Consider the following 19556-nt stretch of genomic DNA (forward strand, 5'->3'; position numbering starts at 1 on the left):
CGAGTCCGGTTCGACTCACACCCCAATCGCCGGCGCGTTAACCCCGGAGGCCGGTGATGAAGCGTTGCACGCTTCGGCTCAGCGACCGCGGCACATGGTCGGGGTCCATCAGCTCGTTCTCGGCCAGCGGGCCCGCCTCATCGGCCACGGTGCGCTCGGTGAAGGGCTGCAACGTCTTGCCGTCGCCTCGAAGCGCCTCGACGGCCTTGTGCACCGACCGGTGTTCGGCGATCGCTCTGTTGAGCTCGCCAGGCGACACCCCTAAGTGCTCGGCCACCAAACCGTTTCGCACGGAGGCGATTTCACGGCGCACGTCATCGTCGGAACTTGCCGGCGGCGCCTCGATGGCCACATCGCATTCGCTGTCGAATCCCAATGACCGGTTGTTGAAATTCGACGACCCGATCCGCAGCAGCCGATCGTCGACCACCAGCACCTTGGAGTGGATGTAGATCGGCGCGCCGCGGTCGGTCACCGGCCAGTAGATGCCCAACCGGTCATGCTCGTCGGCCTCCCACAGCTGGTGAAGCAGGAGGTGGCGTGCGCTGTCCATCGTTCCTCGTTCGAGCGGGTTATTGCCTTTACGCGCAAGCACGATGACGATCTCGGGGCCGTCGGCTTCCCGCAGCCGCGCCGCCAGGGCGTCGGCGATGGTGCGCGACGCCAGGTATTGGTTCTCCACGTAGATGGTGTCGCGGGCCGCCGCTATGGCGGCAAGGTTGAGCGCCTCGACCTCGCGGACCTCGGGGCGATCGTCCAGTTCGGGCAGGGTGAGCGCGATCCCGATGTCCACGTTGCGCAGCGTCGGTTCCAGCTTGCCGGGCCACGCGCTGTGCCGCGCCTCCACGGGCGCCAACGCTTGTTTCGTCGCCGTCTGCCACCGCGCCAACGCTTGCTCGCCAAGAGCCCGCGCCGCCGCACCGTCGACCGCGGCCCCGACGTCGTGCCGTGGCCCGTAGCTGCGGCGTGCCGTGCGGCGGTGGCGGTTGACATGCTCATGGGCGCGGGTGTCCCAGCGGTCAAGGGTGAGGTCGATGCCGCCGCAGAAGGCCACCGCGTCGTCGACGACGACGATCTTCTGATGATGCACCGAGCCGAGCGGATGGGCGCCGTCGATGGCGAAATGCATTCGCTTACTGCTGATCTGGTTCACCAGCGATACCGGGGCGAGCCCGTACCAGAGGCCATCGAAGGCCGGGAGCAGACGCAAATTGGACTTCAGCAGGTAGATGTCCAGACCCGGCCGCTTCCACAGCATCCAATAAAGGAAGGTGCCGAGCTGGTTCGGGCCGGGCAGCGTCTTGCGGCCGCGCTCGAATGTCACTCGGGAGTCGAAATCCCAGCCGATCAGCATGATTCGGTGGCGGGCGCGCAGCATCGCCGCCTTGACGTGTTTGAAGTAGTCCGCCGCATCGACGATGGGGGCGAACTTGTCGGCACGCGCCGTACGCCAGCACGTCTGGCCGGGACTCAGCAGTCGATCGTCGTGCACCGCTGGGGCTCTCAACAGGGTTGATGGGTCAGCGCGGACATAGCCACTGTGTACCACATGCAGGCCCTTCGCCCAGGTGGCCAAGGGCTGCCGGCGCCAGGACCGCGGCTCTGTACCAAGATGAAGCCATGCGCATCCCTGTAGTGCTTGCGGGCTTCGTCGTCTTCATCGGTGTGGCCACGCCGGCGCACGCCGATCCGGCCGGCAATTCAGCCGCGGATGTGAGCTTCCTGACCGCGCTCAACAAGGCCGGCATCACCTATGAGAGCCCCGCCACCGCGGTCGGGGTCGGCAAAAGGGCGTGCGAGCTGATGGACCAGGGCCATCCCCAGGTCGACGTCATCCACAACGTGTCGTCGAGCAATCCGGGGTTCACCGTGGACGGCGCCGCGCAGTTCACCATGATCGCCGCGAGCGCTTACTGCCCCCAGCACCTAGGGCAGCCGGTTACACCGACTGGAAGCTGAGCTCCACCTCGGAGCGGGTGCGGACCTGATCGGTGCCGGGCACGTAGGTCGGCACGGTGTGGGGGACGGTGGTGCCTCCTTTGACCCGGGCCTGGGCCTGCCGAAACTCCGGCGTCGGGCCCGCCGCGGCGTTGATCCCGTTGATGATCGACCACACCGCGGTACGACGGGCGGTGCGTTCGATGATGTTGGGGTCACGGTGCTGCAGCAGCTGCTTGGCCCATTTCGGCATCGTGTCGCGAATGGCCCAATCGACGGCCGCCTGCGGCATGGGAACGTTGGGGCCGGTGCCCATCGCTTTCCCATGAGTCACAGCCAATTTCGGCAAGTACGACTCCAGGCACTCGAGCGTCTCGGCCTTGGTGGTCGGCAGATCGGTACCGCCCAGGGCGTGTCCGACCCGGACGAACTCGCCGTAATAGCGGTCGAGGTTCTTGCCGCGCAACGGCATTGGGTGATAAAGCTCGTGCGCGGTGGCTAGCCCCCAGACGACCGTCGCGTAGTTCCATCGCAGCCACTCGGGATCGTCGGCGTCGTAGCGGGCTCCGTCGGGACGGGTGCCCTTGATGGTGTGATGCATCGCGCGCACGGACGTCGCCAGGCGCTCGGCGGTTTCCGTCGACCCGTACGCCGTGCCGATGAAGAAGGCGACTGAGTGGCCCAGCCGCGTCGCGGCGCCCTCGGGGTCGATCTGCGGCACGCGCGATATCGGGTTTCCGTTGCTGTCGCGCTTGATCAGGCGCGAATGGTGCATGCCCATCCAGTAGATCGACGGGTCCAGGGATTCCATGAAGGCCGCGCAATACAGGCCGAAGATCAAGGCGGGCAGGTGCGAATGCACGCGCCACACGGCGCTGTCGGGACCGAACCAGCCCGGATCGCCGACGGGCGCGGCGAATTCCATGCCGCGGAAGAAGCGCCGCCGCATGGTGTCGTCCAACCGCTTGTTGATCATCTGCCCGACTATTTGGTGTGGCAGGAACACGAATCACTCCCTCGGGACTTCTGGTCACGACTGTAACCAGAATATGTTTTGGTTACGGGTGTGACAAGACCCGCGCCGTCTCGACCTACGCTGTAGGGATGTCGAGTCCCACCCGGTGGGCCGGTGTACCGCTCAAGGACCGCCGTGCCGAGCGTCGTGCGCTGCTCGTCGAGGCCGCGTATCGCCTGTTCGGCAGTGGGGGCGAGGCCGCCGTCTCGGTGCGCTCGGTCTGCCGGGAGTGCGGGTTGAACACCCGGTATTTCTACGAGAGCTTCGGCGACACCGACGATCTGCTCGGCGCGGTGTACGACCGGGTGAGTGAGCAGCTCGCCGAGGTGATCGCGGCCGCTATCGAGGAGGCGGGGGATTCGCTGGGCGCCCGCACCCGCGCCGGCATCGCGGCCGTGCTGGGCTTCTCCTCGGCCGATCCGCGGCGCGGCCGCGTGTTGTTCACCGATGCGCGCACCAACCCGGTGCTGGCCGCCCGCCGCCGCGCCACCCAGGACATGTTGCGCCAGGGGGTACTGACCGAGGGCTGGCGTCTCAACCCGGGTTCCGATCCGGTGGCCGCCGAGGTCGCCGCGGCGATGTACACCGGCGCGATGGCCGAGCTTGCCCAGCAGTGGCTCGCCGGTCATTTGGGCAATGATCTCGACGCGGTCGTCGATTACGCTTTGAAGCTGGTGTTGCGGTAGCGGGGAGTGCGGTGATGGGCCAAATCGAACATGCGATGGACCCGGTACGGCGCGTCCTCGGGCGCAAGGTCACCATCGGCGGGCTGATCGAGTTGGCCGTGTGGCTCGCGATTCCCTACCTCTGTATCGGTTTCGCGTGGACCGTTTTTCACCCCGAGCAGACCCAGCGAATTCAGGCAAGGATAGAAGTGGTGTCACCCGCCGCCGCCGACGCCTTCGCCTTCGGTGTGGCCACGGTGCTGTGGCCGGCCGCGCTGCAGATCGCCGACGCATGCCCGGCGCCATGACCGGCGTTCGGAGCGAATGCGTGCGCGAGACGGGCTTTTGCTCCTAGGCTCAGGGACCATGTCAATCGACCGGTTCGGCCTCTCCGCGGGCACCATTCGGCTCGCCTCTGGCGTTTCGTTTCTCGTTGACCCCCTGCGCGCAAACAAATTGTGGGGCGACCCCGAGGAGCCGACGCCGACGGCGCAACTGTTGTTGCGATCGATGGGTTATCGCGACGCGCTGATCGGTGCACTGCTGGCCGGCGCGGCGCTGCGCGGCAAGAACACCCGCGGCTGGTTCCTGGCCTCCGCCGGAGCCGACGTGGCCGACCTGGTCGGCGGGTTGAGCGTGCACAGCGAGTTGAAGCCCTCGCAGCAACTGATCGGCCTGGGCGGCGCCGTCGTCGGGATCGTCACTGGGCTGTGGGGCGCGGTACGTCCGGCCAGGCGGACGGGCGAAGCGCCAGAGCCTGCCTGAGCGCTGACAGCCGAGCGGAGATGCTGTTGACTGAGCGGCATGGGTTTCGGTGTGCTGACATTTGTTACCGACGAGGGCATCGCTCCGGCGGACTTGGGTAAGGCGCTCGAGCAGCGCGGTTTTGAATCGCTCTTTCTCGCCGAGCACTCGCACATTCCGGTCGACGCGAAAACTCCGTACCCCAGCGGGGGACCGATTCCGCGAAAGTACTACCGCACACTCGATCCGTTTGTCGCGCTGACGGCGGCGGCGGCCGTCACCGAGAGGCTCCTCGTGGGCACCGGCATCGCGTTGGTGCCGCAGCGCGATCCGATCCACGTCGCCAAGGAGGTTGCGTCGCTGGACCTGGTGTCGCAGGGTCGATTCCGCTTCGGCGTGGGCGTGGGGTGGCTGCGCGAAGAGATCGCCAACCACGGCGTCGATCCCGCGGTCCGGGGACGCGTGGTCGACGAGCGCCTCGACGCGATGATCCAGATCTGGACGAGCGAAAAGGCCGAATTTCATGGTGAATTCGTGGACTTCGACCCCGTCTACAGCTGGCCCAAGCCCGTGCAGCAACCGTATCCGCCGCTGTATCTGGGCTGTGGACCCGCGGGCTTCAAACGCATCGCCCGGCTCAACGCGGGCTGGCTCTCGATGACAGGCTCGGCGGGAGAGCTAGCACCGCAGCTGGACCAACTGCGCGAGCTGGTCGGCCGGGACGTGCCGGTGATCCACTTCCACGGCGGGGAGGCCACGGCGGCTGAGCTCGAGGGCTACCGAGATCTGGGATTGCAACACCTCTTGGTGAACCTGCCGACGGAACCGCGGGATCAGACGCTGCAACGCCTCGATGAGTTGCAGGACGAGTTCGCTAAGCTAGCGTAAGGCTAAGTGCCGCAGAAGGTTTGGTACTTCCCGAAGTCCTCGGGGGCGGGACTGGCGTAGCGCTCCCAACCGGGCCGTTCCACGTACGGCTCGGTCACCGCCGCCAGGAGCCGCTCGACGGGCGCGAGATCGCCGTCCGTCGCCGCGGTGAGGGCCTCCTCGACCAGATGGTTGCGCGGGATATAGATCGGGTTGGTGCGATCCATCGCGTCGGCGTCGGGGCGCAATGCTTGCCAGCGCGCCAACCACGCGTCAAAGCCGGCCAGGTCCATGAACAGTCCGCGCGCGGGCTCCGCGTCGCCTCGCGCCACATGGCTGAGCTGTCGGAAGAACGACGTGTAGTCGACGCGGTTCTGTTTGAGCAGAAGGAGTAGCTCCTCGACCAAGGCCGTGGCGAATTCGGCGTCGACGCCGGCGGAGAGGCCGAGTTTGGCCCGCATGCCCGAGGTCCACACCGCGTCGTAGCGGGCTTGGAACACCCCGAACGACTGCTCCGCCAGTGCGATGGACTCCTCGCTGCTGTCCGACAGCAACGGAAGGAGTGTCTCGGCGAAGCGCGCGAGGTTCCAACCGGCGATGACCGGCTGGTTGCCGTAGGCGTAGCGGCCCCAGAAATCGATCGAACTGTAGACCGTGTCCGGGTCGTAGGCCTCCATGAACGCGCAGGGACCATAGTCGATCGTTTCCCCGGAGATCGTCATGTTGTCGGTGTTCATCACCCCGTGAACGAACCCGACCAACATCCACTGGGCGATCAGCGCGGCCTGGACCGCGACGACCGCTTCGAACAATGCGAGATAAGGGCGTTCGGCCGCGGCCGCGGCGGGATGGTGGCGGGCGATTGCATGGTCGGCGAGGCGGCGCAGCAGGTCCTTGTTGCCGGTGGTCGCGGCGTATTGGAAGCTGCCCACCCGCAGGTGGCTGCTGGCCACCCGGGTCAGCACGGCGCCCGGCAGTGTGGTTTCGCGATATACCGGGCGGCCGGTGCCGACCACGGCCAACGACCGTGTCGTCGGGACGCCCAACGCGTGCATCGCCTCGCTGACGATGTATTCGCGCAGCATCGGTCCGACGGCCGCCAGGCCGTCCCCGCCCCGGGCGAACGGTGTGGCTCCGGAGCCTTTCAGGTGGATTTCGCGCAGCCGCCCGTCGGTGTCGACGAGCTCGCCGAGGAGCAGCGCGCGCCCGTCGCCCAATCGAGGGACGAAGCCGCCGAACTGATGCCCCGCATAGGCCTGGGCGACGGGGGCGGCCCCGCTGGGCACCAGGTTGCCCGTCAGGAAGTGCAGCCCGTCGTCGCCGCGCAGCCAGGCTGCGTCGAGCCCGAGACTCTCGGCGAGCCGGTCGTTGAGCACGAGCAACCGCAACCCGGGAAATGTCTCGGCTTGCCAGCGGACCGCCATTTCCGGCAATTCGCGGAAGAACCGGTCTTGCAGGGCAACGGTGGTGTCCGGGGCAACGCTCATTTGATCGAGCCTACGGAAACTCAGCCGACGGCATGTCCGATGAGGTCGCGGGCGCGATCGAGCATGGAGGCAAACGGGCCGAGTGCAAAGTTCAGCTTTGCCGACTCGACGCCTGGGTGGGGGTGGGTCGGCGCGATGGCTTCGGCGGCGCGCACCGCCGTGCCCATCCGCTTGAGATCGTCGTCGTCGAGCTGGCGTGTGAGGACCGGGAATTCCTCGGTCTCCTCCTGCTTGGCGTGCTCGAGCACGGCCTCGCGCAGTTTGGTGAGTTCGTCGATGAACCGCTGCGAGGTGACGTCGAGCTGCTCGATCTGCGACAGCAGCTCCTTGGCCCCATGCTCTTCATTCAGGCGGGCGTCGACGATGGCGTCGCCGTCGTCGGCCTCCTTGCGTGCGCGCGGGTGCACGATCATTTCCTCGGCGGTTTCATGGACCGCCAGCAGTTGGCGCAGCGCCGCGAACGGCTCTTCCCGCGCTTTGGGATCCGTAGCGTGCAGCACCTGGTCAAACATGTCCTCGATGAGGTTGTGCTGTGCTTTCAGGAACGCGACGACCTCGTCGGGTGACTGGATAATCATGTCGGCCATCGCCGATACCTCCAGTGATCGGGGGTTGTGAAACGCACGCTGGGCTGTGTGCGGCTTGGCGAGGTATACCCGCTGCAGAAACGGCCAAACGGCGCCCCGCGGTGCGGGACGCCGTTCGGCAGGGCTAACTGAAACCGGGATACGTTGGGGAACAATATATTTCGTCGCCAAACCCGGTGCCCACAGGTCGGCGAAGGGGCTAGACGCCGCGGTCGCGAGGGGTGGTCGGTGCGACGCCGGGGCGCGCGGCGGCGTCCTTGCGGCGCATCAGCCCGGCAAGCCCGCCCAAGCCGAGGAGGCCGAGAAGGCCCCACAGTCCGCTGTTGTCGCTGTGCTGACTATTGTCGTTGTCCGCCAACGTCGTTGTGGTCGGCGACGGCGCCGGAGCGCTCGGAACGGCGGCATTGGCGACACCTGTTCCACCGAACAACAGCGCCCCGGTGGTTGAAACGATTGCAATGGCCCTACGCATGTTTACTCCTAATGGGTTTTCTCGGTCGCGGCCAACGGCCGATCGAGAGGCATATGGGGACCAGGGTGCTCTAGTCTCCGCAGGAAACGGCGTCCGGCCGGCGGCCGCGACGTCCAGGGAGGTGGCTACCCCGGGCGGCCAGGGCGAAACTCGGCGGCGGGTCCGTTTCGTTTGCTGGCCGGTCCGGCGATTCGCCGCTCCACTCAGGAACTCCGCGGGCGGCGCGGCCGAGTCGTCAGCACGTCCGCGGGGGATTGCGCGACCAGTTGTTCGCGACATCGCTACGGTTAAGGGGCACACGCCCGCCATTCGAAACCACGAGAAGACGACAGATCAGCGAAATGTACGAACAGGTCAACAGCAGCGCCGCCGCACCCGAAGACATCGGCTCTCGCATCGACCCGGTACTGGCCCGAAGCTGGCTACTGGTCAACGGCACGCATCCCGACCGGTTCCAGTCCGCGGTGGACTCGCGCGCCGACATCGTCGTTTTCGACATCGAGGACGCGGTCGCGCCCAAGGACAAGCACGCCGCGCGCGACAACGTGGTGAGTTGGCTGGGTGCCGGCAACGTGGACTGGGTCCGCATCAACGGCTTCGGCACCCCTTGGTGGGCGGACGACCTGGCCGCCCTGGCCACCACCCCGGTCGGCGGGGTGATGCTGGCGATGGTCGAATCGGTCGACCACGTCACCGAGACCGCGAAGCGGCTGCCCGACGTGCCGATCGTGGCCCTGGTCGAAACGGCCCGAGGCCTCGAGCGCATCACCGAGATCGCCGCGACCAAGGGAACCTTCCGGCTGGCGTTCGGTATCGGGGACTTCCGCCGCGACACCGGCTTCGGGGACGACCCGGCGACGCTGGCCTACACGCGATCTCGCTTCACCATCGCCTCCAAGGCCGCCGACCTGCCCAGCGCGATCGACGGCCCGACCATCGGCTCCAATCCGCTGAAATTGATCGAGGCCACGGCGGTCTCCACCCAGTTCGGGATGACCGGCAAGATCTGCCTGACACCCGACCAGTGCGCCGTCGTCAATGAGGGTCTGTCGCCGTCGCAGGACGAAATTTCTTGGGCGAAAGAGTTTTTCGCCGAGTTCGAACGTGACGGGGGAGAGATCCGCAACGGCTCCGATCTGCCCCGCATCGCGCGGGCGACCAAGATCCTCGAGTTGGCTCGCGCGTACGGTATCGAGGCGTTGGACATCGACGAGGAAGAACGCGATCACTCACCCGCGCCGTCGGATACCTATCACTACTGAGCGCTACGCCGCATGTCGCGCGAGCGCGACGCCGACGCGGACTTCGAGCTTGCTCATCGTGATGGTGGGGCCCCGCGGCGGCGCCGTCGAACGGTAGGTTGTGCCCGTGGGCGTCGTGAAAAGCGCCGTATGGGTGTGGTTTTCGTCGACGCTCGTGCTCACCCGCCACCCCGCATTTTCCTTGACGTAGTTGCACTGTTCGCACAATCCGAGGCCGTTGCCCGCGGTGGTCGGGCCGCCGTCGGCCCACGGCTGCGCGTGGTCGCGGTGCCTGATCGGCGCGTCGCAGTAGGGAGTGCGGCAGTGTTGATCGCGGAGCCCGATGAACGCGGCCAGGCCCTGCGGGAAGAGTCGCGCTCGTGACTCCATGGCCACCAGCGCCCCGGATTGGGGATGCGTGTAGAGCCTGCGCAGGGTCGCTCGCGAACGTCGATCGGCGGCGGCCTCGGCGACCATGCTGCGCGCGACCGACGCGGGGATGGGGCCGTAGCCGGCGACGTCGGCCGGCGCATCGTCACCGCCGAGCAGCGTCTCGTCGGTCAGCGCGAGGTTGACCGCGACCGGGGTGGGGACCGTTGCGCTGCGGCCGGTGACCCTTTCCACCAGGGTGTCGGCCATCACCTGCCCGCGCGTTCGCCCGTCGCCGCAGGTGTCTGCCTCGCGGCGCAGCGTGGCATACACCGAAACCCCCTGAGCCACCGGCAATAACGCGGTGACATAGCTCATGGTGTCGGGCGCCGGGCGGATGGTGACGGTGCGGTCTTCCTCGGCCTTGGCCGCCCGCTCGACGATGGCGTGCGGATCGAGCCGGTAGGCGATCGCCTTCGCGGCCGCGGCCACTCGCGCGTCGCCCATGCCGCTCAGGCTCGACGGGTCGGCACACATCTCCGCGTCCAAGGCGCGACGGTCCTCGACGTCCAGGCATGCGCTCTCGCGCACGATCAGCGTCGCCCGCCACTCCGACAGGGCCCCGCATTCCAGGGCGGCCAGCGTATGCGGCATCTCGTGCACCAGGGCTTTGGCGAAACCGAGATGCCGGCCGCCCCGCGCGGGGGAGTCCCGTCGCGCCAGGGCAACCTCGCTTGCCACGCCGCGTCCGCGGCGCGCGGCGGGCACCCCGGTGGCCGCTTCGGTGGCTCGACGCGCCGCGTCCAGGGCGGCCGCCGCCCGGGCCTGGCCGGCGGCCGCCGCGGACTTGAGCATTTCCAGCTCGGCGATACGCTCTACCAGCGACGATTCGTCGGCTGCCGGATCGACGGCCGTCAATTCCTCGAACATACTTTCGATAGTAATTGTGCCCACTGACAAGCGGGCCCGTGGCTACTCTGGGCATGTGAGCCCCAGAGGGCGGATCCGAGTCGTGCGGGTCTACGACGACGTCAGCGCTGACGAGGGCCAGCGCGTGCTGGTCGATCGGGTCTGGCCGCGCGGCATGCGCAAAGACGACCCGCGGGTGGGCATCTGGTGCAAGGAGGTCGCACCCTCGAAGGACCTCCGCGAGTGGTACCAACACCGGGCCGAACGATTCGACGAGTTCACCTCGCGTTACGAGGCGGAACTGCGCGACAGCGCCGCGCTGGCGGAGTTGCGCAAGCTTGCCAAGCGGGTTCCGGTCACGTTGGTCACGGCCACCCGCGAGGTGGACATCAGCCAGGCGGTCGTCCTGGCGAAGCTCCTCGGAGCCCACTGACATGAGCGACGCGGAACGCGTCCTCCCCCGGGAATTGACTGATCTTCCCGAGGAGATCCGCAGCGTCCCGCCGCCGCCGATCCCGGACCTGCCCGAGCCGTACGGTTTGCGTCTTGCCGAGCCGGACGCCGACGCCGAGATGATCGCCGAGTGGATGGGCCGCCCGCACCTGGTCGAAGCCTGGGAGTCCCACTGGCCGGTGGCGCGGTGGCATCGATACCTGCGGGCGCAGCTCGACGGGGGCTTTTCTCGTCCGTTCCTGGCGCTGCACGACGGGGTGGACCGCGCCTATATAGAGATGTACAGGGCAGCAAAGGATTCCATCGCCACCCGCTACGACCACGATCCCTACGATCTGGGCTTGCACGTCGCGGTCGCCGATTTGGATTACATCCAGCGTGGACACGTCGGTTACCTGCTGCCGCACTTGGTGGGCAGCATCTTCACGCTCGATCCCCGGTGTCGCCGAATCATGTTCGACCCCGACCACCGCAATGCGTTGGCGCGCAAGTTCTGTGAGCGCGGCGGCTGCGCATTCCTCGGCGAACACGACATGGCGAATCGGCGCATGGCCCTGTACGTGCTGCCCCGCACCCCCGACGACGTCCCGCGCGCCTGACTCAGAACAGCTCGGCGAGGCGCTGCCCGATGAACGCCGCCGCTACGCCCAACACCACGCTGACGACGACGTTGGCGAGCGAGGAGCGCAGCTGGCGCTCCTCGCCGAGTCGCTGCGTTTCCAGCATCCAGGTCGAAAACGTGGTGTAGGCGCCGACGAACGCCGTGCCGGCCAGCAGGGCGGCCTCCTTGTTGAGCGCCAAACCCCCGAGAAATCCGAGAAGCGCTGCGCCACTGATGTTTACGACGAGCGTGCCGAACGGGAACGGCCGGGACACCCGGCGCGCGACCGCACGGTCGATCACAAAGCGCAGCACCGATCCGACGCCGCCGATGAACGCGACGCCCAGCCACACCACGGCAGTCGTCGCGGTGGTCATCGGCGCACCCGCACCCGGCGCACCAACTTGGTGGCCAGGTGCACCGCCAGCAGCCCGAGCACGATGCTGGCGACGGTGTAGCCGACGGCCAGCCCCCAATGACCGTGCTCGATCATCCTCACCGTCTCGACCTGCATCGTGGAGAAAGTCGTTAAACCGCCGCACAATCCGGTGCCCAGCAGCGGGCGCCGATAGCTCGACGTCGGCAACCGCTCCAGCAGCCGGGTGGTGAAGTAGCCCACCAGAAACGCCCCGACGATGTTGACCGTGAACGTCGGCCACGGCCAGCTCTCTGGGTGGCCACCGGCGAGGTCGCTCAGGGCGGCCCGGGCCAGGGAACCCAGCGCCCCACCGGCAAACACCGCGGCCAATTCGCGATAGTCCCGTTGCGCCACTGGCGTCGATTCCCTTCGTTTGCCGGTGCGCTACGCAGCGTATGGCGGGAGTCCAGACCGGCGCAGGCCGGGGGCGGCGGGAGACGGGCAGAATTGGTAACCATGGTGGCCAACCCTCGCGCCGGTCAGCCGGCCCAACCCGAAGACCTTGTCGATCTGCCCCACCTGCTGACGGCCTATTACTCGATTCAGCCCGATCCCGGCGACGTCGCCCAGCAGGTGGCATTCGGCACGTCGGGCCACCGCGGGTCGGCGCTCAATGGGGCGTTCAACGAGGCGCACATCCTGGCGATCACCCAGGCCATCGTCGAGTACCGCACCGCCCACGGCATTACAGGCCCGTTGTTCATCGGCCGGGACACGCACGGCCTCTCCGAGCCGGCCTGGGTCTCCGCGCTGGAGGTGCTGGCCGCCAACGACGTCGTCGCCATGATCGATTCCCGCGACCGGTACACGCCGACCCCGGCGGTCAGCCACGCCATCCTCACTTACAACCGCGGTCGCACCGACGCGCCGGCCGACGGGATCGTCGTGACGCCGTCGCACAACCCGCCCTCGGACGGAGGCTTCAAATACAACCCGCCCAACGGTGGCCCGGCCGACACCGACGCCACCAACGCAATCGCCAAGCGCGCCAACGAGATTCTGCGCGACGGCTCGGGCGTCAAGCGCATCCCGCTGGCCCGCGCGCTACAGACCGCGCAGCGCCACGACTACCTCGGTAACTATGTCGACGACCTGCCCAACGTGGTCGACATCGATGCCATCCGCGCGGCCGGGGTGCGGATCGGCGCCGACCCGCTGGGCGGGGCGAGCGTGGACTACTGGGGCGAGATCGCCACCCGTCACCGCCTGGATCTGACCGTGGTCAATCCGCTGGTCGACGCGACATGGCGGTTTATGACGCTCGACCACGACGGCAAGATCCGGATGGACTGCAGCTCACCGGACGCGATGGCGGGACTCATCCGCGGGATGTCCGACAACCCCGGCCGCTACCAGATCGCCACGGGCAACGATGCCGACTCGGACCGCCACGGCATCGTCACGCCCGACGCGGGGCTGCTCAACCCGAACCACTACCTGGCGGTGGCCATCGAATACCTGTACACGCAGCGGCCGTCGTGGCCGGGCGGCATCGCGGTCGGCAAGACCGCGGTCAGTTCGTCGATGATCGACCGGGTGGTCGCCGGCATCGGCCGCAAGCTCATCGAGGTGCCGGTCGGCTTCAAGTGGTTCGTCGACGGCCTGATCGAGGGCGGCATCGGCTTCGGCGGCGAGGAATCGGCCGGTGCGTCGTTCCTGCGGCGCGACGGGTCCGTGTGGACCACCGACAAGGACGGCATCATCCTGGCCCTCCTGGCCTCGGAAATGCTGGCCGTCACGGGGACGAGTCCCTCCCAGCGCTATCAACAGTTGACCGCCGAGTACGGCACGCCGTTCTACGCGCGGGTCGACGCGCCCGCCGACCGCGACCAAAAGGCCCGGCTCGCCAAGCTGTCCGCCGACGAGGTGACCGCGACGGAACTGGCGGGGGAGCCCATCACCGCCAAGCTGACCGCGGCACCCGGGAATGGGGCCGCATTGGGCGGATTGAAGGTGACGACAGCCAACGCGTGGTTTGCCGCGCGACCGTCGGGAACCGAAGACGTGTACAAGATTTATGCGGAATCTTTCAACGGAGAAGAGCATTTAGCCGAGGTGCAAGAAACTGCGCGCGAGGTAGTTAATAAAGTCATTGGGTGACCCTTTCCCTCCGCCTTACCCGTCCGGGGGGACGCGCGTCGCGTTCGACCCGTCTGCCGCGCGAAGTTTGGATCCTTAGCTGGGCAAATATCATGGTCGCGCTTGGTTACGGAGTCATTTCACCGGCGCTGCCGTCTTTCGCCCGCAGTTTCGGCGTCAGCATCAAGGCGGTGACTTTCTTAGTCACCGTCTTTTCGTTGGCCCGCCTGTGTTTTGCGCCGGTCAGCGGGCAGCTGGTCCAGCGGTTGGGGGAGCGGCGGATCTACATCGGCGGGATGGTGATCGTCGCGGTCTCCACCGGCGCGTGTGCGTTTTCCCAGGCTTACTGGCAATTGATGGCTTTCCGCGTCATCAGCGGAATCGGATCGACAATGTTTTATGTTTCGGCGCTGGGACTGATGATCCATATCAGCCCGCCCGACGCCCGCGGACGGGTCGCGGGCCTTTTCACCACGTCGTTCATGGTCGGGGCCGTGGGCGGCCCGGCCGTCGGCGCCCTGGCGGCCGGTTGGGGGCTCACCGCGCCGTTCATCGTGTACGGCGTCGCTTTGCTCGGTGTGGCGGTGGTGCTGTTTTTCGGCTTGCGGAATTCGGCCCTGGCGGCCCCGGGGCCGCCGACGCGGTCGACGGTGACGATGCGAGAGGCGTTGCGCGTGCGCGCCTATTGGTCCTCGCTCGGGGCCAATTTCGCGACCGGTTGGTCGGCGTTCGGCCTTCGTGTCGCCCTGGTCCCCTTGTTCATCACCGACGTCATGGGCCGCGGCGTCGGCGTCATCGGCATTGCGCTCGCGGCATTCGCCGGGGGCAACGCGCTGGCCATGATCCCCAGTGGCTACCTGTCCGACCGGATGGGACGGCGCACGTTGATGATCGTGGGCCTGGCGTTGTCCGGCGCGGCGACCATCTTCTTGGGCGCGGCGTCGTCATTGCCGAGGTTTCTGGTCGCCGCGGTGGTGGTGGGGGCGGTGACGGGCATCTACATGTCGCCGATGCAGGCCGCCGTCGCCGACATCCTGGGCAGTGAGGCGCGCGCGGGCAGTCCGGTGGCGGCCGTGCAGATGATGTCCGACCTGGGCGCGATCGTCGGATCCATGACGCTCGGTTGGGTCGCCGAGCGGCTGAGCTACGGCTGGGGTTTCATCATCAGCGGCATCGTTTTGCTGATCGCCGCGGTGGGCTGGGTGGTGGCGCCGGAGACCCGGACGGTGCCCGTTCCGGAGCCCGACCCCTTGCCGTCTCCGCACACGCTGAATCTTCCTGAGCAGCAACTTTGAAGGACGGTTACCGGTGGTGTAGCTTCGATGAGCACGACTTGGGGCTATGGCGCAGCTGGTAGCGCACCACACTGGCAGTGTGGGGGTCAGGGGTTCGAGTCCCCTTAGCTCCACCGTAAGGAAACCCGCTCTGACCACTGGTCAGGGCGGGTTTCTTGTTTGCCGGCTGGACAGTGCAACGGGCAAATTGTCCTAACTCTGTCCTATCGCCGCTGAGAACATCGCAGACGCCGCAGTCAGCCGGTCGTCGGTTACGCGCCCGTAGACGGCCTGAGTCATGCGCTCGGTGTGGCCGTGCCATGCCGCGACGACATCAGCGGCGACGCCCGCCGCCCGCATCCGCGAGATATTCGAGTGCCGCAGCTTGCCGAGCGTGATCGCCTTGAGCCCGGCCGCGCTGCGCTGCGCTGAGAACTCGCGCGAGTATTCGCGCACCGGCAGCGGCGTGCCGTCGACCCGCGAGAGCAACAGGTCGCCGTCGGCCAGCGGCCGGCCTACCGCCAGGCGCTCGCGCAGGTGGGCCGTGCGCATGGCCTTGAGCATTGCCAGCTCGCGCGGCGGCAGCGGCAGATCGCGGGCGCTGCGGTCGGTCTTGGTCGGCACGATCGTGTCGCGCCCGTTGACGTCGACCCGAGCTTGTCGGATACGCAGCCCGCCGGTTTCTAGGTCGAGGTCCGACCACCGCAGTCCGCCGACCTCTTCACGCCGCAGCCCGAGCAGTGTGAGCGCGAAGCACCCGGCGAGGCGGTGGGACGTAATGTGATCGAGAAACTTGCCCATCTGCGCCGGCGTCCAGATGTCCCCGGCGGCGGTGGCGGTGACCGACTTCTGCTCGGGCGAGTCGAGATCCGCCGAGGGGTCATAGGTCAGCCAGCGCATCCGTTTCGCGTGCGCCATCACCGATTTGAGCCTGACTATCGCGCGGCGCTTGGTGGCGGGTGCGAGCGCCTTGCCGCTCTTACCCGTCAGCGCCGCCGACCAGTCCGCCAGGGCGGCCGGCGTGAGCCTCTGGACCGGCACCGCGCCGAACGCCCGGCGGGCGTAGGCCAGCGACTCGCGATCTGCGCGAACAGTGTTCGGCCCGATGGACGGGTCCGCCGCGCGCAGTTTGAGCCAGTGGTCGGCAACCTCATCGAACGTCTGGACCGACTTCGGCGCCCACGTGGACGCCTTCCACTGCTGGCGCTGCTCGGTTACCCAGTCCTGAGCGGCCTTCTTTGTAGCGAACACCTTGGTGGGCCGCACCTGCTTGCCGGTCACCGGGTCGGTGCCAAGGGTGGGCCGTGCTCGCCATCCGTTGCCGTTGGGCAGCTTCTTGATTGAGCTGTCGGTGCGTTCGCCGCGCGCCGTTGGCTGCTTTGAAAGCTGCTGGTCGGTCGCGCTCATTGGCCCGTCTCCTTGGTCGTGGTGCTCCAATCGCGACGCAGGTGGCCTCGCCGCTTGGCTTCTCTGATCCATCGGTCGACCGTGGGCAACTCGGCGTGCATCTGCTTGACGACCGTATGTCGCGGTGATTTGTCGCCGAGACGACGGGCTTCGACAAGCAACGCGGCGACCCGCCGGTAGTGGTCATCATCGAGGCGCTGCCGGCCACGGCGCTCGGGTTGTGTGCGGTGCGGGTCGTCGAGTTCGTCAGCCGTAACGAAGGCGCCGTCATGTCGGGCGATGAACCGAGCCGCAGCGTGAGCGAGGCGGCGTACTGGAACCTGCCGAATTGTGGCCGGCTCAATCTCGGCAGCGTCGTCGTCGGAGACGAGGTGCAGTTCCACGAGACGTGGTGCCGCGCCACTCATGTCGACGCGGACACGGTAGCGGTGGGAATGACCGAAGAGGGGTATCTCGATTAGTCCGTTGGAGCTGCCGCGCCGGCCACTGACACGGCGGATACCAGACAGGTCGACGTCGCCTTTGATCAACTCAGGCGGACTATCAGCGCTCATGATCGCAAAACGATAGCATACTGCCTGGACAACTATCTATCGAGCGGGCATCGTAATAGTCATGAGTTCACTGACTGAACAATTGCCACTGACGCTCGCTGATCTGCAGAGCGGGCCGCCGACAGTCAGCGTCGAGCGTGCGGGGCAGTATCTAGGCGTCTCGCGTGCATTCGCCTATCAGATGGCCCGTGAGGGCCTGTTGCCAACGATCAAGCTGGGCGCACGCCGTGTCCGCGTTCCCGCTGCCGCATTACTTCGGATGCTCTCCGGAGAACAGTGATTCTTCCGGTTGGATTGGCGTGGACCGGATTTGGTGATTCCCCCGTAAGCCAGGTATCCGGTCCACGCCAGTCCGACCGGCTCTCGCACCACCACGACCAACGACTACACCGCCCCCGTGTCCAGGGGCGGTGTAGTCGTCCGAGCGGCCAGCGATTGCACCTTCATTTCATAACGTCGGATCACTTCCGAGAGGAAATCAGTAATGAGCGACACCGCCACTGCCGCACCTGAGTACATCGACGAGGGTCAGACCGCAGCCAAGATCGGTTCGACACGCGCCGCCCTGCGTCAGGCCCGATACCGGGGAACCGGGTTGCCGTTCGTCCGTATAGGCCGGCGCATCCGTTACCGCGTGGTTGATCTGGAGGCTTACCTGGCTGACCGGACTTTTGCAGCGGGATCGTCACCGCCACAACAGGACTGACCAGCCACCAGAAACAGGTGATGCCGCCCCTGCGCGAGTTTGGCCTCTGCGCGCGTAGCGGGACGGCACCACCCCAACGACTCCCGGACAGGAATTGGAGTGCACGTGCAGGATACCGCCCCACAGGGCAATCGCGCAGTTTCACCAGAGGCCAACGGTCACAACGGTAATGATGCGGACTTGCCGGACTGGCTGATCAAGTCCAACGAGAAGCATCGTCAGCAGCGTGAGGCCCAGGCCGTTACCGAGGAACGCTGCAAGCGGTGGGCACCCTGGCGCTATGCCGTGGAGGATCTCCCCCGGGGCCAGCGGTGGGCACGTGATCTGCACCGACAGATCTCCCGCGACAACGCTCGTCGTGATTCATCGAAGTATTCGCCTGAGTTGAGCATTCCGGGCGACCGCGCCGTGAAAGCGGGTGCCACCGATGAACAGCTCGCCGCCATGCCTGCTCTCACCGACGAAGAGTATGGCGCACTGCGCGAACGCGAAGCCGCTGAACTTGAAGCCGGGAGGTTACGGGTCCGTTCCCTGGCCCGACAGATCGAGGCGGCCAGGGCCGCAGCCGAAGTCGAGATAGTCGAGCGGGTCAACCTGGCCGAGTTTGCGCCCGACGAAACGCCTTGGGTCGTTGATGGCGTGCTCGCGCGCGGAGCAGTGCTCGGACTGTTCGCCGAGCGCAAGGCCGGCAAGACGACGCTTGTGCGCGAGCTGGTGCGTTCAGCACTCGACGGAACGCCATTTCTTGGCCGGTTTGCGGTGTCACTACCCGCTGACGCCGAAGTGGTGTTGTTCGACACTGAGATGACGCTCAACGGCCTGCACAACCAGTATCGACGCGGCGGCGTCGAACACCTGGACCGGCTGAACCTACGCTCCCTGCGCGGCCGTGAGCGGTCGCTCGACGCGCGCATCGAAGCGGTGCGGGCTCGCTGGCGTGAACAGGTCATGCCGGGCTCGCTGATCGCGGTTGATTGCCTGTACAGCCTGTTTGGCGCGCTGGGCGTCTCGGAGAATTCCGACGAAGTGGTCGCCGTGCTCGCCGGGCTGCGGTCACTGGCGACCGAGTGCCAGGCCGCCGGACTGGTGATCGTCCACCACCTCGGGAAGGACGCCGACCGTGGCGCCCGCGGCCACAGCTCCCTTGAGGGATTTCCTGACGCGATAGCCCGCATTGAGCTGGACGGCCCACCAAGCACCGAGACGACACACGTCTTCTCCGCTTACGGTCGTGACGTTGCAGTTGACGCCGCAGTGCTCACCCTCGGCGAGGATCACCGCCTAACCCTTGGCGGCAATCCACGAGCCGAGCGCATCAGTGCGGCGCACCGCGCCGATGACGACGCCACTTGGCGTCTGATCGACCAGCACCCCGGCCTGTCGGTCCGCGCTCTGGGCAGTCTGCCGGTTGAGGCGCGGGGCAAGCTCTCTCGCGACCGTATTCGCACGGCGGTCGATCGGCTGGCATTGCTCAACCGCATCGTGAACAAAGGAAGCAACGGGGCTCCCGAATGGCACGCTGTCGAGGGAGTAGACCCGTTTCTTGCGGGATGACCTGGAAGGTCTGGGCGGTGCTTTCAGCACAGCCGCACCGGCGGCCCAATTCCACCAATGCACGTCCGCGCACCCCGCGCACCCTCTGATCTGCGGTTACATGTCCGGACCGCCACGGGGACGCTGACGCGCGCGGGGTGCGCGGACGTGCGCGGACGATGTTGCCGCGCAGCAATAGTCCCTGTTCATCAGGTATTTTTCCGTAATCAGTGCGCG

At 66.9% G+C, this 19556-nt stretch carries 23 protein-coding genes and 1 tRNA gene; 15 read left to right on the plus strand and 9 right to left on the minus strand.

Annotated elements, in window-relative coordinates; genetic code table 11:
• Positions 1-37: 37 nt before the first annotated feature.
• A complete protein-coding gene (locus QGN31_RS06395) occupies positions 38-1492 on the minus strand; it encodes a phospholipase D-like domain-containing protein (RefSeq protein WP_014942722.1) in 1455 nt (484 codons plus the stop codon).
• A 128-nt stretch (positions 1493-1620) separates the two neighbouring features.
• On the opposite strand from QGN31_RS06395, the gene QGN31_RS06400 reads away from it, so the two are divergent.
• Positions 1621-1959 (plus strand): DUF732 domain-containing protein, encoded by a 339-nt coding sequence (locus QGN31_RS06400; RefSeq protein ID WP_014942721.1) that lies wholly within the window; start codon positions 1621-1623, stop codon positions 1957-1959.
• Here QGN31_RS06400 and QGN31_RS06405 read toward each other — a convergent pair.
• Entirely contained in the window at positions 1940-2944 is a 1005-nt protein-coding gene (locus QGN31_RS06405; RefSeq protein ID WP_014942720.1) for an oxygenase MpaB family protein, read from the minus strand. The two genes, QGN31_RS06400 and QGN31_RS06405, sit on opposite strands and share 20 nt — an antisense overlap.
• Positions 2945-3042: 98 nt before the next feature.
• On the opposite strand from QGN31_RS06405, the gene QGN31_RS06410 reads away from it, so the two are divergent.
• Genes QGN31_RS06410 through QGN31_RS06425 form a run of 4 tightly spaced genes read left to right on the plus strand, consistent with a single transcriptional unit; the run spans position 3043 to position 5250 of the window.
• Positions 3043-3639: a TetR/AcrR family transcriptional regulator gene (locus tag QGN31_RS06410; protein WP_009955143.1), complete on the plus strand. Its 597-nt coding sequence runs from the start codon at positions 3043-3045 to the stop codon at positions 3637-3639.
• A gap of 14 nt (positions 3640-3653) precedes the next feature.
• Complete coding sequence (locus QGN31_RS06415) at positions 3654-3926, plus strand: hypothetical protein (RefSeq protein WP_014942719.1); 273 nt, start codon at positions 3654-3656, stop codon at positions 3924-3926.
• Between the two features lie 58 nt (positions 3927-3984).
• Positions 3985-4383, plus strand: a complete 399-nt coding sequence (locus QGN31_RS06420) for a DUF4267 domain-containing protein (RefSeq protein WP_009955144.1) — start codon at positions 3985-3987, stop codon at positions 4381-4383.
• Positions 4384-4422: 39 nt separating this feature from the next.
• Entirely contained in the window at positions 4423-5250 is an 828-nt protein-coding gene (locus tag QGN31_RS06425) for an LLM class F420-dependent oxidoreductase (RefSeq protein ID WP_014942718.1), read from the plus strand.
• Positions 5251-5252: 2 nt separating this feature from the next.
• Here the strand turns inward: QGN31_RS06425 and QGN31_RS06430 are convergent, their stop codons facing one another.
• From QGN31_RS06430 to QGN31_RS06440, 3 genes are all read right to left on the minus strand, one after another.
• Complete coding sequence (locus QGN31_RS06430) at positions 5253-6716, minus strand: protein adenylyltransferase SelO (RefSeq protein ID WP_014942717.1); 1464 nt, start codon at positions 6714-6716, stop codon at positions 5253-5255.
• Positions 6717-6736: 20 nt separating this feature from the next.
• Positions 6737-7303: a hemerythrin domain-containing protein gene (locus QGN31_RS06435; RefSeq protein WP_008259311.1), complete on the minus strand. Its 567-nt coding sequence runs from the start codon at positions 7301-7303 to the stop codon at positions 6737-6739.
• Between the two features lie 199 nt (positions 7304-7502).
• On the minus strand, positions 7503-7775 hold the full coding sequence (locus tag QGN31_RS06440; RefSeq protein ID WP_043955275.1) for a WGxxGxxG family protein: 273 nt from the start codon (positions 7773-7775) through the stop codon (positions 7503-7505).
• A gap of 341 nt (positions 7776-8116) precedes the next feature.
• Between QGN31_RS06440 and QGN31_RS06445 the strand changes: the two genes are divergently transcribed.
• A complete protein-coding gene (locus tag QGN31_RS06445; RefSeq protein ID WP_008259307.1) occupies positions 8117-9037 on the plus strand; it encodes an HpcH/HpaI aldolase/citrate lyase family protein in 921 nt (306 codons plus the stop codon).
• A gap of 3 nt (positions 9038-9040) precedes the next feature.
• On the opposite strand, the gene QGN31_RS06450 is transcribed toward QGN31_RS06445, so the two are convergent.
• Complete coding sequence (locus QGN31_RS06450) at positions 9041-10315, minus strand: HNH endonuclease (protein WP_201407247.1); 1275 nt, start codon at positions 10313-10315, stop codon at positions 9041-9043.
• 55 nt (positions 10316-10370) lie between these two features.
• On the opposite strand from QGN31_RS06450, the gene QGN31_RS06455 reads away from it, so the two are divergent.
• Together QGN31_RS06455 and QGN31_RS06460 are read left to right on the plus strand one after the other, a co-directional pair.
• Positions 10371-10727, plus strand: coding sequence for a DUF488 domain-containing protein (locus QGN31_RS06455; protein ID WP_041297978.1), 357 nt, complete (start codon positions 10371-10373; stop codon positions 10725-10727).
• Position 10728: 1 nt separating this feature from the next.
• The gene (locus QGN31_RS06460) at positions 10729-11346 is read left to right on the plus strand and encodes a GNAT family N-acetyltransferase (RefSeq protein ID WP_014385540.1); all 618 of its coding nucleotides are present in this window, start codon (positions 10729-10731) and stop codon (positions 11344-11346) included.
• A gap of 1 nt (position 11347) precedes the next feature.
• Here QGN31_RS06460 and crcB (QGN31_RS06465) read toward each other — a convergent pair whose 3' ends face one another.
• Together crcB (QGN31_RS06465) and crcB (QGN31_RS06470) are read right to left on the minus strand one after the other, a co-directional pair.
• Positions 11348-11725, minus strand: a complete 378-nt coding sequence (gene crcB, locus QGN31_RS06465; protein ID WP_014385539.1) for a fluoride efflux transporter CrcB — start codon at positions 11723-11725, stop codon at positions 11348-11350.
• A complete protein-coding gene (crcB, locus tag QGN31_RS06470; protein WP_008259297.1) occupies positions 11722-12120 on the minus strand; it encodes a fluoride efflux transporter CrcB in 399 nt (132 codons plus the stop codon). The genes crcB (QGN31_RS06465) and crcB (QGN31_RS06470) overlap by 4 nt, the downstream gene beginning before the upstream one ends.
• A gap of 102 nt (positions 12121-12222) precedes the next feature.
• Between crcB (QGN31_RS06470) and pgm the strand changes: the two genes are divergently transcribed.
• The 3 genes from pgm (at position 12223) to QGN31_RS06485 (ending at position 15253) form a co-directional block, all read left to right on the plus strand.
• Positions 12223-13866 carry a phosphoglucomutase (alpha-D-glucose-1,6-bisphosphate-dependent) gene (gene pgm, locus QGN31_RS06475; RefSeq protein ID WP_014385538.1) on the plus strand — a complete coding sequence of 548 codons (1644 nt, stop codon included), beginning with the start codon at positions 12223-12225 and terminating at the stop codon, positions 13864-13866.
• Between the two features lie 92 nt (positions 13867-13958).
• A complete protein-coding gene (locus QGN31_RS06480; protein WP_014385537.1) occupies positions 13959-15140 on the plus strand; it encodes an MFS transporter in 1182 nt (393 codons plus the stop codon).
• Positions 15141-15180: 40 nt separating this feature from the next.
• Positions 15181-15253, plus strand: a tRNA-Ala gene (locus tag QGN31_RS06485).
• A 79-nt stretch (positions 15254-15332) separates the two neighbouring features.
• On the opposite strand, the gene QGN31_RS06490 is transcribed toward QGN31_RS06485, so the two are convergent.
• Complete coding sequence (locus QGN31_RS06490) at positions 15333-16526, minus strand: tyrosine-type recombinase/integrase (protein WP_326544678.1); 1194 nt, start codon at positions 16524-16526, stop codon at positions 15333-15335.
• Between the two features lie 179 nt (positions 16527-16705).
• On the opposite strand from QGN31_RS06490, the gene QGN31_RS06495 reads away from it, so the two are divergent.
• From QGN31_RS06495 to QGN31_RS06510, 4 genes are all read left to right on the plus strand, one after another.
• Positions 16706-16987 (plus strand): hypothetical protein, encoded by a 282-nt coding sequence (locus QGN31_RS06495; protein WP_326544679.1) that lies wholly within the window; start codon positions 16706-16708, stop codon positions 16985-16987.
• A 154-nt stretch (positions 16988-17141) separates the two neighbouring features.
• Entirely contained in the window at positions 17142-17360 is a 219-nt protein-coding gene (locus tag QGN31_RS06500) for a helix-turn-helix domain-containing protein (RefSeq protein WP_326544680.1), read from the plus strand.
• Between the two features lie 204 nt (positions 17361-17564).
• A complete protein-coding gene (locus QGN31_RS06505) occupies positions 17565-17786 on the plus strand; it encodes a helix-turn-helix transcriptional regulator (protein WP_326544681.1) in 222 nt (73 codons plus the stop codon).
• 105 nt (positions 17787-17891) lie between these two features.
• Positions 17892-19340 carry an AAA family ATPase gene (locus QGN31_RS06510; protein WP_326544682.1) on the plus strand — a complete coding sequence of 483 codons (1449 nt, stop codon included), beginning with the start codon at positions 17892-17894 and terminating at the stop codon, positions 19338-19340.
• The last annotated feature ends 216 nt before the right edge of the window (positions 19341-19556 follow it).

Origin of the sequence: Mycobacterium sp. 2-64, assembly GCF_035918375.1 — a bacterium.
GTDB lineage: Bacteria > Actinomycetota > Actinomycetes > Mycobacteriales > Mycobacteriaceae > Mycobacterium > Mycobacterium intracellulare.

Bases quoted from the DNA above. Each gene is read 5' to 3' on its own strand.
- QGN31_RS06450 (WP_201407247.1), bottom strand. From the start codon at position 10,315: ATGTTCGAGGAATTGACGGCCGTCGATCCGGCAGCCGACGAATCGTCG.
- QGN31_RS06500 (WP_326544680.1), top strand. From the start codon at position 17,142: ATGAGTTCACTGACTGAACAATTGCCACTGACGCTCGCTGATCTGCAG.
- QGN31_RS06420 (WP_009955144.1), top strand. From the start codon at position 3,985: ATGTCAATCGACCGGTTCGGCCTCTCCGCGGGCACCATTCGGCTCGCC.
- QGN31_RS06435 (WP_008259311.1), bottom strand. From the start codon at position 7,303: ATGGCCGACATGATTATCCAGTCACCCGACGAGGTCGTCGCGTTCCTG.
- QGN31_RS06490 (WP_326544678.1), bottom strand. From the start codon at position 16,526: ATGAGCGCGACCGACCAGCAGCTTTCAAAGCAGCCAACGGCGCGCGGC.
- QGN31_RS06480 (WP_014385537.1), top strand. From the start codon at position 13,959: ATGGTCGCGCTTGGTTACGGAGTCATTTCACCGGCGCTGCCGTCTTTC.
- QGN31_RS06505 (WP_326544681.1), top strand. From the start codon at position 17,565: ATGAGCGACACCGCCACTGCCGCACCTGAGTACATCGACGAGGGTCAG.
- QGN31_RS06460 (WP_014385540.1), top strand. From the start codon at position 10,729: ATGAGCGACGCGGAACGCGTCCTCCCCCGGGAATTGACTGATCTTCCC.
- QGN31_RS06425 (WP_014942718.1), top strand. From the start codon at position 4,423: ATGGGTTTCGGTGTGCTGACATTTGTTACCGACGAGGGCATCGCTCCG.
- QGN31_RS06415 (WP_014942719.1), top strand. From the start codon at position 3,654: ATGGGCCAAATCGAACATGCGATGGACCCGGTACGGCGCGTCCTCGGG.
- QGN31_RS06430 (WP_014942717.1), bottom strand. From the start codon at position 6,716: ATGAGCGTTGCCCCGGACACCACCGTTGCCCTGCAAGACCGGTTCTTC.
- pgm (WP_014385538.1), top strand. From the start codon at position 12,223: ATGGTGGCCAACCCTCGCGCCGGTCAGCCGGCCCAACCCGAAGACCTT.
- QGN31_RS06400 (WP_014942721.1), top strand. From the start codon at position 1,621: ATGCGCATCCCTGTAGTGCTTGCGGGCTTCGTCGTCTTCATCGGTGTG.
- crcB (WP_014385539.1), bottom strand. From the start codon at position 11,725: ATGACCACCGCGACGACTGCCGTGGTGTGGCTGGGCGTCGCGTTCATC.
- QGN31_RS06445 (WP_008259307.1), top strand. From the start codon at position 8,117: ATGTACGAACAGGTCAACAGCAGCGCCGCCGCACCCGAAGACATCGGC.
- QGN31_RS06410 (WP_009955143.1), top strand. From the start codon at position 3,043: ATGTCGAGTCCCACCCGGTGGGCCGGTGTACCGCTCAAGGACCGCCGT.
- QGN31_RS06440 (WP_043955275.1), bottom strand. From the start codon at position 7,775: ATGCGTAGGGCCATTGCAATCGTTTCAACCACCGGGGCGCTGTTGTTC.